At 65.6% G+C, this 15,281-nt stretch carries 16 protein-coding genes; 8 read left to right on the top strand and 8 right to left on the bottom strand.

Annotated elements, in window-relative coordinates; genetic code table 11:
- A partial coding sequence (locus AT959_RS21655) for a hypothetical protein (RefSeq protein WP_205629964.1) occupies positions 1–182 on the bottom strand: 182 nt, incomplete at its 3' end.
- A 35-nt stretch (positions 183–217) separates the two neighbouring features.
- Between AT959_RS21655 and hypE the strand changes: the two genes are divergently transcribed.
- Positions 218–1,270, top strand: a complete 1,053-nt coding sequence (gene hypE / locus AT959_RS18610; RefSeq protein WP_066886655.1) for a hydrogenase expression/formation protein HypE — start codon at positions 218–220, stop codon at positions 1,268–1,270.
- Between the two features lie 7 nt (positions 1,271–1,277).
- Here hypE and AT959_RS18615 read toward each other — a convergent pair whose 3' ends face one another.
- Positions 1,278–1,490, bottom strand: a complete 213-nt coding sequence (locus AT959_RS18615) for a hypothetical protein (RefSeq protein WP_066886658.1) — start codon at positions 1,488–1,490, stop codon at positions 1,278–1,280.
- 163 nt (positions 1,491–1,653) lie between these two features.
- On the opposite strand from AT959_RS18615, the gene AT959_RS18620 reads away from it, so the two are divergent.
- From AT959_RS18620 to AT959_RS18635, 4 genes are read left to right on the top strand one after another with little or no spacing between them, the layout of a single operon-like run.
- Complete coding sequence (locus tag AT959_RS18620) at positions 1,654–3,330, top strand: enoyl-CoA hydratase-related protein (protein ID WP_066886660.1); 1,677 nt, start codon at positions 1,654–1,656, stop codon at positions 3,328–3,330.
- A complete protein-coding gene (locus AT959_RS18625; RefSeq protein ID WP_066886664.1) occupies positions 3,327–4,799 on the top strand; it encodes a sigma-54-dependent transcriptional regulator in 1,473 nt (490 codons plus the stop codon). Before AT959_RS18620 ends, AT959_RS18625 begins: the two co-directional genes overlap by 4 nt.
- Complete coding sequence (locus AT959_RS18630; RefSeq protein WP_066886666.1) at positions 4,796–5,797, top strand: NADH-quinone oxidoreductase subunit B family protein; 1,002 nt, start codon at positions 4,796–4,798, stop codon at positions 5,795–5,797. Before AT959_RS18625 ends, AT959_RS18630 begins: the two co-directional genes overlap by 4 nt.
- Positions 5,794–7,212, top strand: a complete 1,419-nt coding sequence (locus AT959_RS18635; RefSeq protein ID WP_066886670.1) for a nickel-dependent hydrogenase large subunit — start codon at positions 5,794–5,796, stop codon at positions 7,210–7,212. The genes AT959_RS18630 and AT959_RS18635 overlap by 4 nt, the downstream gene beginning before the upstream one ends.
- A 145-nt stretch (positions 7,213–7,357) precedes the next feature.
- Here the strand turns inward: AT959_RS18635 and yjjJ are convergent, their stop codons facing one another.
- The 6 genes from yjjJ to AT959_RS18665 form a co-directional block, all read right to left on the bottom strand.
- On the bottom strand, positions 7,358–8,749 hold the full coding sequence (gene yjjJ / locus AT959_RS18640) for a type II toxin-antitoxin system HipA family toxin YjjJ (protein ID WP_338032536.1): 1,392 nt from the start codon (positions 8,747–8,749) through the stop codon (positions 7,358–7,360).
- A 232-nt stretch (positions 8,750–8,981) separates the two neighbouring features.
- Positions 8,982–9,389 carry an OsmC family protein gene (locus AT959_RS18645; protein WP_066886676.1) on the bottom strand — a complete coding sequence of 136 codons (408 nt, stop codon included), beginning with the start codon at positions 9,387–9,389 and terminating at the stop codon, positions 8,982–8,984.
- Between the two features lie 90 nt (positions 9,390–9,479).
- The gene (locus tag AT959_RS18650) at positions 9,480–10,445 is read right to left on the bottom strand and encodes an AAA family ATPase (RefSeq protein WP_066886772.1); all 966 of its coding nucleotides are present in this window, start codon (positions 10,443–10,445) and stop codon (positions 9,480–9,482) included.
- 193 nt (positions 10,446–10,638) lie between these two features.
- Complete coding sequence (locus tag AT959_RS18655; protein WP_066886678.1) at positions 10,639–11,031, bottom strand: hemerythrin domain-containing protein; 393 nt, start codon at positions 11,029–11,031, stop codon at positions 10,639–10,641.
- Positions 11,028–12,104, bottom strand: a complete 1,077-nt coding sequence (locus tag AT959_RS18660) for a hypothetical protein (RefSeq protein ID WP_066886680.1) — start codon at positions 12,102–12,104, stop codon at positions 11,028–11,030. The genes AT959_RS18655 and AT959_RS18660 overlap by 4 nt, the downstream gene beginning before the upstream one ends.
- Positions 12,101–12,427, bottom strand: coding sequence for a metal-sulfur cluster assembly factor (locus AT959_RS18665; protein ID WP_066886683.1), 327 nt, complete (start codon positions 12,425–12,427; stop codon positions 12,101–12,103). Before AT959_RS18665 ends, AT959_RS18660 begins: the two co-directional genes overlap by 4 nt.
- Positions 12,428–12,505: 78 nt before the next feature.
- Here AT959_RS18665 and nikR point away from each other — a divergent pair, with 78 nt between their 5' ends.
- From nikR to AT959_RS18680, 3 genes are all read left to right on the top strand, one after another.
- Positions 12,506–12,970 carry a nickel-responsive transcriptional regulator NikR gene (nikR, locus tag AT959_RS18670; protein ID WP_066886686.1) on the top strand — a complete coding sequence of 155 codons (465 nt, stop codon included), beginning with the start codon at positions 12,506–12,508 and terminating at the stop codon, positions 12,968–12,970.
- On the top strand, positions 12,945–14,300 hold the full coding sequence (locus tag AT959_RS18675) for a PAS domain-containing sensor histidine kinase (protein WP_066886688.1): 1,356 nt from the start codon (positions 12,945–12,947) through the stop codon (positions 14,298–14,300). The genes nikR and AT959_RS18675 overlap by 26 nt, the downstream gene beginning before the upstream one ends.
- Before the next feature lie 103 nt (positions 14,301–14,403).
- Positions 14,404–15,213 (top strand): HoxN/HupN/NixA family nickel/cobalt transporter, encoded by an 810-nt coding sequence (locus AT959_RS18680; RefSeq protein WP_066886691.1) that lies wholly within the window; start codon positions 14,404–14,406, stop codon positions 15,211–15,213.
- Positions 15,214–15,281 lie beyond the last annotated feature (68 nt).

Here is a 15,281-nt window from a genome sequence, read left to right on the forward strand (position 1 = left end):
CGCCCCGAGTTGCGCAGCCGCCCGGCGTTTCGAGTAGCGCAGGGAACCGGCGTAGCCGGCACCGACCGAGGGGTGACCTTTTCTTTGGCTACTTTCTTTTGGGCAAACAAAAGAAAGTACGCCCGCGCCGCAAGCGCGGAAAACACCGCCAGCCCAAAGACCAATATTTGAAGAAGCAGCATCCCCCTATCCCCCCAAAATCCATCACCCCAACCCCATGACCGAAATCCGTAAAAACTACATCCGCCCCCTCGACATCAAGCACGGCCAGGTCGACATGGCGCACGGCGCCGGCGGCCGGGCAATGGCGCAACTGATCGAGGAACTGTTCGCCAAACATCTCGGCAACGAATACCTGGCCCAGGGCGATGACGGCGCGCTGCTGCCGGCGCCGGGCGCCGGGCGGCTGGTGATGGCGACCGACTCGCATGTCGTCTCGCCGCTGTTCTTTCCCGGCGGCGACATCGGCTGCCTGTCGGTGCATGGCACGATCAACGACGTGGCGGTGATGGGGGCGAAGCCGCTCTATTTGTCGGCCGGCTTCATCCTCGAAGAAGGGTTCAAACTCGCCGATCTGGCGCGCATCGTGCAAAGCATGGCCGCCGCCGCCAAGGAAGCCGGGGTGCCGGTGGTGACCGGCGATACCAAGGTCGTCGAACGCGGCAAGGGCGACGGCGTCTTCATCACGACGACCGGCGTCGGCATCGTGGCGAGCGGTGATGAATTGTCTGGGCGCGCTGCCCAGCCCGGCGACGTGATCCTGGTTTCCGGCACGCTCGGCGATCACGGCATGGCGATCATGGCCGAGCGCGAGAGCCTCGGGTTCGAGTCGCCGATCGTGTCCGACACGGCGGCGCTGCATGGCCTGATCGCAGCGATGCGGGCGAGCGGCGCCGAGATTCACGTCTTGCGCGACCCGACCCGCGGCGGGCTGGCGACGACGCTGAACGAAATCGCCCAGCAATCGGGGGTCGGCATGATGCTGCAGGAAAAGGCTTTGCCGGTGAAGCCGGCGGTCAGTGCGGCTTGCGAGTTTCTCGGGCTGGACCCACTTTATGTTGCCAATGAGGGCAAGCTGGTGGCGATTTGCGCGGCGCGCGATGCCGACACATTGTTGTCAGCGATGCGGGCTCACCCGCTGGGGGCTGCGGCGGCGATCATCGGCTCGGTAAAGGCCGATCCGCACCATTTCGTGCAGATGACCACCGGTTTCGGCGGCAAGCGCATCGTGGACTGGTTGTCCGGCGAGCAGTTGCCGCGGATTTGCTGAAGGACGCTCAGTGCGCCCGACGCTGAGCAATGACGATGCTTTGCAGCTGGCCGAGTTCGGCGATGACCAGGGCGCGGGCATCTTCCATGTCGTCGGCATTGCGGACGTGGAAGATGTCGCGGCTGCCGTCGAGATAGCGGACGGCGGCGGTAAATTCAGGGCGTGGCGCACGTTGGCTGCGTGGGCTGCGGGTCTTGGCTGGTTTGCGTTGCGTTTGCATTGTTTCAAGCCTGTGTCATGAGTGTGCGCATCCTAACCAAAGCCAAGCGATTGAAAAATATCGCGAAAGTTATAGAGACATGCATTTCGGGAAACTTCCGCCTGCCAAGCCGCGAGAAATCGAGATTCATGACATTTAAATTATTTGTAAAAAGTCGGACGGAATGCGAATTCTCTTTCTTACGCACAGTTTCAACAGCCTGACCCAGCGTCTTTATTGCGAATTGACGGCGCGCGGCCACCAAATCAGCATCGAGTTCGACATCGCCGATGCTGTGGCCGAAGAGGCGGTGGACCTGTTCAAACCGGAGCTGATCGTCGCCCCTTTCCTGAAGCGGGCGATTCCCGAATCGATCTGGGCGCGGCGGCGCTGCCTGATCGTGCATCCCGGCATCGTCGGCGATCGCGGGCCGTCGGCGCTCGACTGGGCGATCCAGAACGGCGTCGCGCAGTGGGGCGTCACCGTGCTGCAGGCGGAGGCCGAGATGGATGCCGGGCCGGTCTGGGCGACGGCCAACTTTCCGATGCGCGTCGCGCGCAAGGCGTCGCTGTACCGCAATGAAGTGACCGAAGCGGCGGTGCAGGCGGTGATTGCTGCGGTCGACCGCGTCGAGCAGGGCAATTTCACACCGGAGCGGGTACCCGGCCAGGCCCATGCACTGATGCAGCAGAGCGAACGCCGCCTCGACTGGGCGGCGGCGAGCAGCGCCAGCCTCCTCGCCCGGCTGAACGCGGCCGAAGGTTTTCCCGGCGTCGCCGACGAACTGTTCGGCCAGCCCTGCCATCTGTTCGATGCCTGGCCGGAGGCGGAGCTGAAAGGACCGGCCGGTACCTTGCTCGGTCGTCGGGCCACGGCCATCTGTCGGGCGACAGTGGATGGCGCGCTGTGGATCGGCCATGTCAAACGGCCTGGCGGCATCAAGCTGCCGGCGACGCTGGCTTTCCCCGAGGCGGCCGCACTGCCCGAATTGCCGCTGGCCGGCTGGTGGAAAGCGCCAACGCCCACCTGGCAGGACATTGCCTATGAAGAGGTGGCCGGCGTCGGCTTTCTCAGTTTCGAGTTTTACAACGGCGCGATGAGCACCGGGCAATGTCAGCGGCTGACCGAGGCCTTCCAGTGGGCGACGACGCGGCCGACCCGGGTCATCGTGCTACGCGGTGGCAGCGATTTCTGGTCGAACGGCATTCATCTGAACACCATCGAGGCGGCGGAAAGCCCGGCCGACGAGTCGTGGGCCAACATCAACGCGATCGACGATCTGGCCGAGGCCATTTTGCGCTGCGCAACGCAGTTGACCGTCGCCGCAGTCGGCGGCAACGCCGGGGCCGGCGGCTGCTTCCTGGCCCGTGCCGCCGATTTCGTCTGGGCCCGGGCCGGCGTCATGCTCAACCCGCATTACAAGAACATGGGCAACCTGTTTGGCTCGGAATTCTGGACTTACCTGCTGCCGCCGCGCGTCGGCGACGACGGGGCGGCCGCCATCATGCGCCACCGCTTGCCGATGACGGCGGCGGAAGCGGTCCGCCTCGGCTTCTACGACGCCTGCCTGCCCAGCCCGGGCTTTGCCGTCGATGTCGCCCGCCGCGCTGCCGAAATGGCGGCGGCGCCGGATATCGCGGCCCAGCTCGCCGCCAAGCAGGCCAGGCGGGCCGCCGATGAAACGGCCAGGCCGCTGGCCGAGTACCGGGCGGCGGAATTGAACGAGATGCGCCGTAACTTCTACGGTTTCGACCCGTCCTACCACGTCGCACGCTATCATTTCGTCGCGCGTTCGCCGAACTCCTGGACGCCGCGTCACCTTGCCCGCCACCGCGATCTCGACTGGAAGATTCCCGAATGAGCCAAGCCAGCCTGCGCCGACTGCCCGCCGTCCTCGTCATCGACGACGAGGTGCGCTCGCAGGAGGCGCTGCGCCGGACGCTGGAGGAGGATTTCGAAGTCTGGTGCGTGAGCAGTGCGGCCGAGGGCATGGAAATCCTCGAAAAAGAGCAGTCCACCGCAGCCATCCGCATCGTCCTCTGCGACCAGCGCATGCCGGGCACCACCGGCGTCCACTTCCTGCGCGAAGTGCGCACGCGCTGGCCGGACATCGTCCGCATCATCCTCTCCGGCTATACCGACGCCGAGGACATCATCACCGGCGTCAACGAGGCCGGTATCTGGCAATACCTGTTGAAGCCCTGGCAGCCGGAACAGTTGCTGCTGACGCTGCAGCGTGCCGCCGAAGTCTGGCGCCTGCAGCAGGAAAACCAGCGCCTGTCGCTCGACCTGCGCACCGCCGAGCCGGTGCTGAAAAAACGGGTCGAGGCCAAGCAGGAAAAGGCGAAAAGCAGCTTCGGCCTGGGCAGCTTCCTGCGCGCCCGGGGCAGCCCGCTCAATGCCATCTGCGACCTGGTCGAGCGCGTCGCGCCCTACGACCTGTCGGTGCTGGTGACCGGCGAGTCGGGCACCGGCAAGGAAATGATCGCCCGCGCCATCCATTACGAAAGCCGGCGGGCGAGCAAGCCTTTCATCACCGAAAACTGCGGCGCGCTGCCCGATACACTGCTCGAATCGGAACTCTTCGGCTACAAACGCGGCGCCTTCACCGGCGCCGTCGAGGATCGGGTCGGTCTCTTCCAGCAGGCCGATGGCGGCACGCTGTTTCTCGACGAAATCGGCGAAACCAGCCCGGCTTTCCAGGTCAAGCTGCTGCGCGTGCTGCAGGAAGGCGAATTCCGGCCGCTCGGCAGCAACCGGGCGGTGACGGTCGATGTCCGGGTCATTGCAGCGACCAATCGCGATCTGGAAGAAGACGTCCGCACCGGCCGTTTCCGCGAGGATCTCTATTACCGGCTGGCGACCATCGCGCTGCATGTGCCGGCGCTGCGCGAGCGGACGATGGACCTGCCGCTGCTCCTCCAGCGCCTGCTCGACAGCAGTTGCCAGGCGCTCGGCAAGCGGGTCGACGGTTTCAGCGATGAAGCGCTGGCGGCGCTGACTGCCTACGCCTGGCCGGGCAACGTGCGCGAACTGCAGAACGAGATACTGCGCATGGTGGCGCTGGCCGATACGCCGCAACTCGGTGCCGACCTGCTGTCGCCGCGCGTGCTGCGCCAGCCCCGGGCGGCGGCGGGCGGCGGTGCCGCGTGGACGGCCGAACTGAGCGGCAACCTGAAGGAACGCATGGATCAGCTCGAAATGCATGTCCTGAAAGAGGCGATGGGGCGCCATCGCGGCAACAAGTCGCGGGCGGCCCGCGAGCTCGGCTTGTCGCGCGTCGGCCTGCGCGCCAAGCTTGGCCGGCACGGCCTGGAAGTCGGCGAATGAAGGTGCTCTGGCTGCAAAGCGGCGGCTGCGGCGGCTGTACGCAGTCGCTGCTCTGTTCCGAGCCGCGTTCGCTATTCGACGAATTGGCCGACGCCGGCATCGAGTTTCTCTGGCATCCGGCCCTGTCGCTGGAAAGTGGCAGCGAAGCGCTGCACATCCTCGAAGAATGCGCCGCCGGGCGCCTGGCCTTCGATGTACTGTGCGTCGAAGGCGCCATGCTGCGCGGTCCGAACGGCACCGGCAAATTTCACCTGATGGCCGGCAGCGGCCGGCCGCTGACCGAATGGGTCGAGCGCCTGGCCGGCCACGCCCGCTGGGTATTCGCCATCGGTTCCTGTACCGCCTATGGCGGCTTCTCGGCCAATACGCCGGGCAATCCGCTCGAAGCCTGCGGCCTGCAATACGACGAACAGACGCCAGGCGGCCTGCTCGGGCGCGACTTTGTGGCGGCCGGCGGCCTGCCGGTGGTCAATATCGCCGGCTGCCCGACGCACCCGGGCTGGGTCGTCGAAACGCTGGAAAAACTGGCGTTGGAAGGCCTGTCGGCGACCGATCTCGACGAGTTCGGGCGGCCGCTGTTCTACGCCGGCGAACTGGTGCACCACGGCTGCGCCCGCAACGAGTATTACGAATTCAAGGCGAGCGCCGAAAAGCCGTCCGATCTCGGCTGCCTGATGGAAAACCTCGGCTGCAAGGGGACGCAGGCGCACGCCGACTGCAACCTGCGGCCGTGGAACGGCAGCGGCTCCTGCCTGCGCGGCGGCTTCGCCTGCATCGCCTGCACCGAGCCGGGTTTCGAGTCGCCCGGCCATGCCTTCCAGGAAACGCCGAAGGTGGCCGGCATCCCGCTCGGCCTGCCGACCGACATGCCGAAAGCCTGGTTCGTCGCGCTCGCCGCGCTCTCCAAGTCGGCAACGCCGAAGCGGGTGCGCGACAACGCGGTGGTCGATCACCCGCTGATCCGGCCGGCGATCCGCAAGAAAGGCGGCGGCAAATGACGCGCCTCGTGCTCGGCCCCTTCAACCGCGTCGAAGGCGATCTCGAAGTCAGCCTCGATCTCGAAGCCGGGCGGGTTCAGGCCGCCTACGTCAATTCGCCGCTCTTTCGCGGCTTCGAGCAGATCATGATCGGCCGTTCGCCGCTCGATGCGCTGGCCATCGTGCCGCGCATCTGCGGCATCTGCTCGGTCGCCCAGTCGGCCGCTGCCGCCGAGGCGCTGGCTGGCGCGATGGGCATCCGGCCGACGCCGAACGGCCAACTCGCCCGCCAGTTGATCCAGGCCACCGAAAACCTGGCCGATCACCTGACCCACTTCTACCTCTTCTTCATGCCTGATTTTGCCCGTCCAGCCTATGTCGACCGTAGCTGGCATGCCGCGGTGGCGCGCCGCTTCACGGCGGTCAAGGGCGAGGCGGCGGCCGAAGTGCTGCCGGCCCGTGCCGGCTTCCTCAAGCTGATGGGCTTCCTCGCCGGCCGCTGGCCGCATACGCTGGCCATCCAGCCGGGCGGCAGCACGCGGGCGATCACTGCCGGCGAACGAATCCGGCTGCTCGCCCTGCTCCGCGAATTCCGCAGCTTCCTGGAAAAGCGGCTATTTGGCGATACGCTGGCCGCAGTAAGCCAGCTCGACTCGAAGGGCGCCTTATTGGCCTGGGCCGCCGGTCGACCGGCCGATTTGCCGCTGTTCATCGAAGCCGCCCGCGATCTCGGTCTCGACAAGTTGGGGCGTGCCGGCGACCGCTTTCTGTCCTTCGGCGCCTACGGCCTGTTTCCGGCCGGAGTCTGGCAGGCCGGCCAGGTCGCAGGGCTCGATCCGTCGGCCATCGTCGAAGATAGCGCATCGGCTTGGTTGCTGGCTGGCCGGCCGCTGCATCCGGCGGTCGGGGAAACCATCGTCGCCGCCGACAAGCCCGATGCCTACACCTGGTGCAAGGCGCCGCGCTACGCCGGGCAGCCGCTCGAAGTCGGCGCCCTGGCCCGGCAGATGCTGGCCGGCCACCCGCTGCTGCGCGACCTGGTGGAGCAGGACGGGGCCAGCGTCATGGCCCGCGTCGTCGCCCGCCTGCTCGAACTGGCCATCGTCGTGCCGGCCATGGAAAGCTGGGTGCAGGCGTTGCAGCCGGGTGAAGCTTTCTGTGCCCAAGGCACGCTGCCCGACGAAGGCAGCGGCGTCGGCCTGGTCGAAGCCGCCCGCGGCAGCCTCGGCCACTGGCTGAGCATCCGGCGCGGCCGCATCGAGCGCTACCAGATCATCGCCCCGACCACCTGGAACTTCTCGCCGCGCGACGCCGGAGGCCAGCCCGGCCCGCTCGAACAGGCACTGCTCGGCCTGCCGGCCGGCGAAGGTGCCCCGCCGACCGTGCAGCACGTGGTGCGCTCCTTCGATCCGTGCATGGTGTGTACTGTCCATTAGCCCCGGAAGGCCTGGTTGGCGGGCTTTTCTGGATTGTTCACCAAAAGTTCACCAAATCCGGGGAGAGGTCAGGCAGTTTTGACCTCGATCCACTCGGCGCCGCGGGTGTTGCGATAGATAACGCTAGCGCTATCTGTCGTTGCGACTACCCGAGCCTGGCAATCTTTCCCAAAGCCGTTTGGAGATGGTCGGTCAGAGCCTCAATGCAGGGTCGGAATGCTGCCGAGAATCTTGGTTCGTTGCGTAGACGGTCGAGGTAGAGGCGGGCGACCTGGCTGGCACGTTGCCATATCTCCGGCGTGATGTCGGCGTGTGGGGTGATGTCGCTGAGGTCTGACGGCAGGGCTCCGCTCGACTTGGGAGCGAATCCCATGGGTAGCATGTCGTAGGCCGGGGCGAGACTATAGGGCCGGCCGTGGTCGGAGATGAACGACAGGTTCCCGGTGTGCATGTCGGTGTTGCCAATCAATGCACCAAAGGCCTGTAGCAGGGAGGTGCCAGCGGCGGCCTCCAGTGTGATCTGGCCACCCTTGGCAAGCGCGTTGGCGATCAGCGGCCAGCCCGCTGAACCGGCACCGACAAATTCTGCGTCAAGCGCTTTCATGCTGATGAGGGCATGCCGGCCCAGTTCTCCTTCGCGGTCGAAGCGTTCAACTTCGAGGAAGCGTTGATTGCCGAAATCCTTGATGTGCGTACGCACGGCGGCAATGCCTTCGCGATTGAGGGTGTCGAGGGCCAGATGTTCGGCCAGCAGCAGATCGCGCCAGCGCTCCGTCACCGGGTTGTCTTCGGGGAGACTGAACTTGACGATGAGGTGTCGCGGTCCGTTCGGGGTGAGGGCGTAGGTGACGAACTTGGGTTGTTCGCCGCCGGCCGACGAGCCGGGAATTTCGCCGCGGGATGATTCCGCAGCCAACTGGATGTAGGCGCCGGCCTTGTCGGCTTCATCGATCGGCTGATGGTTGGCCGACAGGAAGCGTTCGCGCGCGGCGTCACCGAGCAGCAGGTTTCCTACGGCGTCGTGGCCTTGTACGAGCAGGGCGCGTAGGGCGTGGGTATCGTCCCAGTCGTTGAGTTGGTTGGGCAGTCCGAGGGATGCGGCATGGCGCGATGCGTAGGCCCGGCCAAGGTAGCCTTGTGGTCGCATGTCGAACAGCCACCACGGGAGCGAATCGCTGTGCAGTGTCTTTCCGTCGCTTTGCTGCATCACAAAGCCATCGGGGCGAACCGGGATCAGGGTGCCGAGCGGCTTGATGGTGCCCTCTGGTGTGACACGGTAGATGGGTATGTCGCCGATACCGCGCCGGGTATCCCGTAGGGCGTATTGAATAGTTCGGCCGATTTCGATACGCACGATTTCATCCCCCAGCGCATTGATTGTCCTGGAGATTGTCGGCTGGCTTAACTCAAGGCTATCAACGAGTTGGCGGGCTTGTTGTGGGCCTCGGCCTAGCTGAAGTCGGATTGCATCGGCATGTGCTGACATGGTGCTGAATAATGATGTGAATAACGCTGTGAATAGCAATGTGAATCGCATTGTAGTGCAACAACCGTTGCTTGTGTAGTTGAAAGCGCAGCGGTGCGTTTACCAAATTGCGCTGTAACTATCTGATTTTATGTGGTCGCAATGGTGTGTTTTCGGTGGCTTTGGAAGTGCCGATAGCAACCCTAAGCCGTTGAGCCTGAATAGATAATGCTGAGCGTTCCCGCTGCACATGGTGTGCACGGTGCGTTAAGGGGCGGCGGCGGACGCCCAGTTCGTTCGGCGTTCAGCGCAATTCGCTATGGATGCGGATCTCGCCGCTGAGCAGTTTGTGCATCGGACAGGCGTTGGCGATCTTCAGCAACTGGGCGCGCTGATCGTCGTCGAGCGTACCGAGCAGTTCGATCCGGCGCACGATGTCGTTGCCGCTGTCGGGCTTGCCGGCCGGGTTGAGCTGCAGTTCGACCCGCACTTCGTCGAGCGGCCATTGCTTGCGCGCCGCCACCATCTTGACGGTGATCGCGGTGCAGGCGCCGAGGCTGGCCAGCACCAAGTTCTCCGGCGTTGGTCCGGCATTGCCGCCGCCGGCCTCGAGCGGCTCGTCGGCCGCCCAGGCGTGACCCTGGTCGTCGGACAGTTCGACCCGATAGGGAACGGTTTTCAGGACGGCCTTGATCAGTGGTGTTCCAGACATCAGCGCTCCCCTCTATCGAAAATGCCGGCCGGTGGCCGGCCTGAGTCAGACCGCCAGCGGCCGGCAGGGTTCGCGGCCCGGCTGCCGGGCCTAGAAACCGATCTTCCGGCTGCGCCCCATCCGGGCCTGTTCGAAGTCCCTGCCTTCCAGCCAGTTGCGGCCTTCCAGCTTGGCGGTGCCGAAGGCGGCGAGCAGGCGTTTGCGCATGTCGCGCGGCGGCAGCGCACCGAGGCGTTCGAGGACCGCTTCGTCGGCTTCGGGCGGGAAGCCCCAGTCGTGCTGGCTGACGATTTCGCGGTAGAGCGCGGCGGCGATGCTGATCGCGGCGTCGTGGTCGGGGCGCGGTACTTCGTAGACGTTCATCCGGTTGAGGATGGGTTCCGGGATTGAGCGTTCGTCGTTGGCCGTCGTTACCCACAGGATGTGCGAGGCATCGATGTCGATGTCGATGAATTCATCCTTGAAAGCGCGCGCGGTGTCCTTTTCGAGCAGGCCGTAGAGGGCGCCCATCGGGTCGTAGCGGGAATCGCCGCCGGCCTTGTCGACTTCGTCGAGCACCACGATGGGGTTGGCGAAGTCGCCATGCACCAAAGTGTGCGCCACCTTGCCCGGCTTGGCGTTGCTCCACTGCGAGGAGGCGCCGGACAGCACCCAGCCGGCGGTCAGCGAGCTCATCGAGATGAATTCGTGGCCGGTACCGAGGCGGGCCGCCAGTTCGCGGGCGAAATGGGTCTTGCCGATGCCGGGTTCGCCGAGCAGCAGGATGGGCGTGAAGCTCATCGGTTCGTTGCCGGCGACCGACAGCGCGACGTATTTGCGCAGGTCGTCGATGACGTCGCTGAAGTTGGGGCAGCTGTCGTAGAGCTCGTCGATCATGTCGGCGCCGGTCGGGCGGACCAAGAAGCGGCCGCCGCCGCGCTGTTTCATCTTGTCGTAGAGCGTCGCCAGCGCTTCATTGCGGTTGCCGGCCGCCTCTTCCATGGCGCGCTCGATGGCGCCTACGTCGTAGATGGTACGTTCCTCGGCGACCGAGAGTCGGATGTCGCTGTGTGCCATGATGACTTCCTCCATGTGCTCTGTGACCAGATAACGGATCAAGCGTTCTGCAGGTTAAGTCAAGCATATCCCGTTCCTGCTTTTGAGGAGCCGGGGAAGGCGTGGCAGCGTGGGGTGGCTGGCGGCCTTGTCTGAAAAATGCCAATTTTTGCCGGTCGACCGCAGCAATCCGACAATTGGCGCCCGCGGCGCCTCAGTGTTCCGGGTAGAGCAGGTCCTGGGCGAGTTCGAACAGTTCGCGTTCCTCAAAGCGGACGTGATCGTTGAGCAGGGTGGCGAAGCGGCTCAGCTTGCTGCCGTCGGCGGCGCTCAGTTGCTGGTTGAGGGCGCGCAGTTCGGCATGTTCGTCGAGGGTGCGCTTGACCAGGGTTTCGCCGCCGGCCTTGGCCAGCGCCGGCAGCAGGTCGGTTTCCTCGACCTGGAAATGCGGTTCGAGGGCCTCGGCGAACAGGGCGTTGATCTTTTCCGCCGCTTCGCCGATCGCCGTCGGGTTGCCGGAATCGCTGGCGAAGCGGGCTTGCCGGGCCAGTTTGAGCGCGATGTGGTGCTCGCGGGAAAGTTGCTGCAGGGCGGCATGGCGTTTCATCGTGGACCTCGTTGGGCATTGCGGCGAACCAGCGTCACCAGGGTGGCAATGAAAATCAGCAGGACCAGGCCATTGAGCAACGCCCCGTGCTGGCGCAGGGCAAAACGCTCGCTCAGGCCGCCGAAGACGCGCAGGGCCAGGCTCAGGTGGAGCAGGACCAGCGGCAGGTAAAGGGCCGGGTGGTAGGGAATCTTGATGCGGGTGACGGCCGGGAAAATGATCGGAGCGTGGCCGAAGACCATCGCAAAGACGAAGCCGAGGCTGATCGCGTGCAGCGCGGCGTCGCGCCACGGGTGGCCGGGGCTGAAGGCGCCGGCCAGGCCGAGCAGGCCGGCGGCGGCCAGCCAGGCGTAGCCGGAGAGCAGGCAGGCGGCGATGAAGCGGGTCAGGCCGGCGGTCTTGATATTGCGCCGGGCGATGTCGTAGCGCAGCAGCCAGCCGGCAAGGGCGAGCAGGCCGCCGCCAAACAGCGGCTGGCTGCCGAACGCGGCGGCGCCGAGCAGGGCGGCGACGATGCCGATGAACAGCCGCTGGGCGATTGGCGGCGTGGGCAGGAAACGGGTCAGTTCCAGGCGTTCGCCGGCAATGGTCAGGACCAGGAAAAGCAGCCACCAGGCGATGCCCGCGTTCACGTCGCCGGTCAATAGCCAGAGTCCGTTGCCGACCAGCCAGCAGGCAGCGGCCAGGGTGAGGACGACGGTGAAGGCGGCGACCTGGCGGCGCAGGGCGACGCCGCTGGCGGCGATCAAACCGAGGGCGGCGAGGCTGCCCAGGGTCTGGCCGATGAGGAGCGGCGCCCCGGCGAGCAGGGTGAGACCGCCGGCGCCGGCGGCCAGCGGCGCCAGATAGGCCCAGCGGCGGCCGGCGGCGACGGCGCGTTCGAGGCTGATCACGGTGCCGAAAAAGGCGGTGATCATCAGCGGGCCGTGCACGCCGGCGGCCTGGGCGGCCGCTGTCGGTACCTCCCAGCCGAGCCGGGCGAGGCCGGCCAGCACGCCGCCGAGCAGCGACAGCATGCCGAAAAAGAGCAGCGGCAGACGGCCGCCCGGGCGCAGGTCGCCGCTGGCGCTCATGGCGTCGGTTCAGCGTCCCAGCCCAGGCTGAGGCGGCATTTTTCGCTCATCATTGCCGGCGTCCACGGCGGTTCCCAGACCAGGCGGATTTCCGGCTGCCAGTCTTCGGGCAGGATGCGGTCGAGTTCGCTGTAGGCGTCGTCGATGATCATCTCGCCCATCGGGCAGGCCGGCGAGGTCATCGTCATTTCGATCAGCAGTTGCGGGGCATCGATCTCGATGCGGTAGATCAGGCCGAGATCGACGATATTGGCCCCGACTTCGGGGTCGACCACCTTGCGCAGGGCTTTGCGGATCAGTTCGGTATCAGGGGCAGCGGTCATCGGGGGCAGACGTTAGAATGCGATGCAGGACATGCTAGCACCGGTGTCGCGGCGGAAATTTAGCAGGGAGCAAAGAACATGGAACGCTTCACCATTTCACTGGACGAGGCCTTGGCGAAACAGTTCGACGAACTGATCGCGGCGCGCGGCTACAGCAACCGCTCGGAAGCGGTACGCGACCTGATTCGCGGCGCCATCGAGAGCGACCGCCAGCGCGACCCGCCGGCCGGCCATTGCGTCGCCAACCTGTCCTACGTCTACAACCACCACGAGCGCGAGCTGGCCGAACGGCTGACCGGGTTGCAGCACGACCATCACGACCTGACGGTGGCGGCGCTGCACAGCCATCTCGATCACGACAACTGCCTGGAATCGGTCATTTTGAAAGGGTCGACCGCTGCCGTCCGGCAGTTCGCCGATGCCCTGATGGCCGAGCGTGGCGTTCGCCACGGCAAGCTCAACGTCATCGCCCTCGAAGCCGAACAGCACCACGCCCACGACGAACACGGCGCCGCGCATGTCCACTACCGTCCCGCCCGCTGAGCCTGAGAGCGGCGATGGCGGCTCGCCCTTGCCGCCGGGCGGCGAGCAGGCCTGGATCGAGGTCATCCAGAAGATGGACGAGGTCTATAACGACCTCCTCCAGTACGAAGTGGCGCTGGAAGAAAAGAATGCGGCGCTCGAAGAGTCGCACCAGTTCATCGAGAGCGTGCTCGCCTCGATGTCCGACATCCTGATCGTCTGCGACCGCAACGGCGGCATCGAAGAGGTCAATCCCTCGCTCTGCCATATCACTGGCAAGACGGCCGAAGGCCTGCTGGGAACGGCGCTCTTCGAGCTTTTCGCCGATGCGGCCGAGCAGGCCAAGGCCCGTGAAGTCTTTGCCCGCTATGGCCGGGAAGGCGTGCACGACTGCGAGTTCTTTTTGCGGGCCGGCGACGGGTCGACCGTGCCGGTCTCGATGAACTGCACGCCGCGTGTCTCGCAGACCGGCAAGCTGATGGGTATGGTCGTCACCGGCCGCCCGGTCGGCGAACTGCGCCGCGCCTACTCGGCGCTGCGCCAGGCGCACGACGATCTGAAGCGGACGCAGGGCCAGTTGCTGCACGCCGAGAAGATGGTCTCGCTCGGTCGGCTGGTGGCCGGCGTCGCCCACGAATTGAACAATCCGATCAGCTTCGTGCTCGGCAACGTGCTGTCGCTGCAGCGTTACGCCAGCCGCCTGGAAAGCTATCTCGGCACCGTCCATGCCAGCGCCGCGGCGGACGACGCCGCCGTGCAGGACATGCGCCAGCAGTTGCGCATCGACCGCATCCTGGCCGACATGCCGCACCTGATCGACGGCATGATCGAGGGCGCCGAGCGGACACGCGACATTGTCGATGCGCTGAAGCGCTTCTCGGCAGTGGACAAGATGACGCCGGAGCAGGTCAGCCTGAATGAGGTGGTCGAGCGTTCGGTGCGCTGGGTGGTGCAGAGTGCCGCGGCCCGCTTTGCAGTCGAGGTCGATCTGCCGCCCAAGCTGGTTTGCCCCGGCTCCTCCGGGCAGTTGCAGCAGGTGGTGATGAATCTGGTGCAGAACGCTTGCGACGCAACGGCCGGCCAGCCGACGGCGCAATTGAAGATCGTCGGCGCGATCGAGGCGGGGCGCGCCGTGCTGCGTTTCATTGACAACGGCCCGGGCATTCCCGCCGAGCATCTCGGTCGCCTGTTCGAGCCCTTCTTCACGACCAAGCCGGTCGGCCAGGGCACCGGGCTCGGCCTGTCGATCAGCTACGGCATCGTCGACCGGCACGGCGGGACACTAACGGCACACAACGCCGCGACGGGCGGAGCGGAATTCATTCTTGCACTGCCGGTGGAAAGCCGCTGACCACCTGGGCGGGGCGATCAAAGGCCGAGGTCAATACGAACAATGACTTATTGATCTGGCACAGTCCTTGTATGAAGATGACTAAAATTTTCATACGAGCGCCATGGAAACCCTGCCCACCGACTGGCTGTCGCTGCTGATCCTGACCTTCGTGCTCGGCATGAAGCACGGTTTCGATGCCGACCATCTCGCCACCATCGACGGCCTGACCCGCTACAACGCCCACCGTCAGCCGCGCTTGGCGCGCTACTGCGGCACCCTCTTCTCGCTCGGCCACGGCGCGGTGGTGATGGCCATCGCCCTCGGCGTTTCGGCGCTGGCCGGGCAATGGGAAGTACCGGAATGGTTCGGCGTGCTCGGCGCAGTGATCTCGATCGCTTTCCTGGTCGCCCTGGGCAGCCTGAACCTCGCCGCCGTGCTGCGCGCCGGCCCCGATCAGCTGGTGCAGCCGGTCGGCCTGAAAGGGCGCCTGCTTGGCAGCCTGCGCCAAGTTTCGCACCCGGCGCTGATCGCTCTGGTCGGAGCGCTGTTCGCGCTCTCCTTCGACACGCTGTCGCAAGCCGCCTTCTTCGCGCTGACCGCCAGCCAGTTCGGCGGCTGGCAGCATGCCTTGCTGCTGGCGATGCTGTTCATGCTCGGCATGCTGCTCACCGACGGCATCAACGGTTTGTGGATTGCCCGGCTGATCGCCCGCGCCGATCAGGTGGCGCTGATCGCCTCGCGCGTCATGGGGCTGGTGGTCTCCGGCGTCAGCCTGCTGGTCGCCGCCTTTGGCGCCGCCAAGCTGCTGTCGCCGGCGGTCGACGCCTGGAGCGAAGGCAAGGAGCTGGTTTTCGGCTTTCTGCTGGTGGCGATCATCGCCCTCAGTTTTCTCGCAGCGCTGCGCCTGACGCGGCGACCCGTGGCGGTCTGAGCACTCATTCAGGGAGATGGCCGGGGTACCGGCCTTTTTTTGGCGATGCTGTTAAGAAAAAATCTAAT

This window comes from Dechloromonas denitrificans (assembly GCF_001551835.1).
In the GTDB taxonomy this organism is placed as follows: domain Bacteria; phylum Pseudomonadota; class Gammaproteobacteria; order Burkholderiales; family Rhodocyclaceae; genus Azonexus; species Azonexus denitrificans.

Coding starts and splice junctions, on each gene's coding strand:
- hypE (WP_066886655.1), top strand. CDS start 218: ATGACCGAAATCCGTAAAAACTACATCCGCCCCCTCGACATCAAGCAC.
- AT959_RS18615 (WP_066886658.1), bottom strand. CDS start 1,490: ATGCAAACGCAACGCAAACCAGCCAAGACCCGCAGCCCACGCAGCCAA.
- AT959_RS18620 (WP_066886660.1), top strand. CDS start 1,654: ATGCGAATTCTCTTTCTTACGCACAGTTTCAACAGCCTGACCCAGCGT.
- AT959_RS18625 (WP_066886664.1), top strand. CDS start 3,327: ATGAGCCAAGCCAGCCTGCGCCGACTGCCCGCCGTCCTCGTCATCGAC.
- AT959_RS18630 (WP_066886666.1), top strand. CDS start 4,796: ATGAAGGTGCTCTGGCTGCAAAGCGGCGGCTGCGGCGGCTGTACGCAG.
- AT959_RS18635 (WP_066886670.1), top strand. CDS start 5,794: ATGACGCGCCTCGTGCTCGGCCCCTTCAACCGCGTCGAAGGCGATCTC.
- yjjJ (WP_338032536.1), bottom strand. CDS start 8,749: ATGCGATTCACATTGCTATTCACAGCGTTATTCACATCATTATTCAGC.
- AT959_RS18645 (WP_066886676.1), bottom strand. CDS start 9,389: ATGTCTGGAACACCACTGATCAAGGCCGTCCTGAAAACCGTTCCCTAT.
- AT959_RS18650 (WP_066886772.1), bottom strand. CDS start 10,445: ATGGCACACAGCGACATCCGACTCTCGGTCGCCGAGGAACGTACCATC.
- AT959_RS18655 (WP_066886678.1), bottom strand. CDS start 11,031: ATGAAACGCCATGCCGCCCTGCAGCAACTTTCCCGCGAGCACCACATC.
- AT959_RS18660 (WP_066886680.1), bottom strand. CDS start 12,104: ATGAGCGCCAGCGGCGACCTGCGCCCGGGCGGCCGTCTGCCGCTGCTC.
- AT959_RS18665 (WP_066886683.1), bottom strand. CDS start 12,427: ATGACCGCTGCCCCTGATACCGAACTGATCCGCAAAGCCCTGCGCAAG.
- nikR (WP_066886686.1), top strand. CDS start 12,506: ATGGAACGCTTCACCATTTCACTGGACGAGGCCTTGGCGAAACAGTTC.
- AT959_RS18675 (WP_066886688.1), top strand. CDS start 12,945: ATGTCCACTACCGTCCCGCCCGCTGAGCCTGAGAGCGGCGATGGCGGC.
- AT959_RS18680 (WP_066886691.1), top strand. CDS start 14,404: ATGGAAACCCTGCCCACCGACTGGCTGTCGCTGCTGATCCTGACCTTC.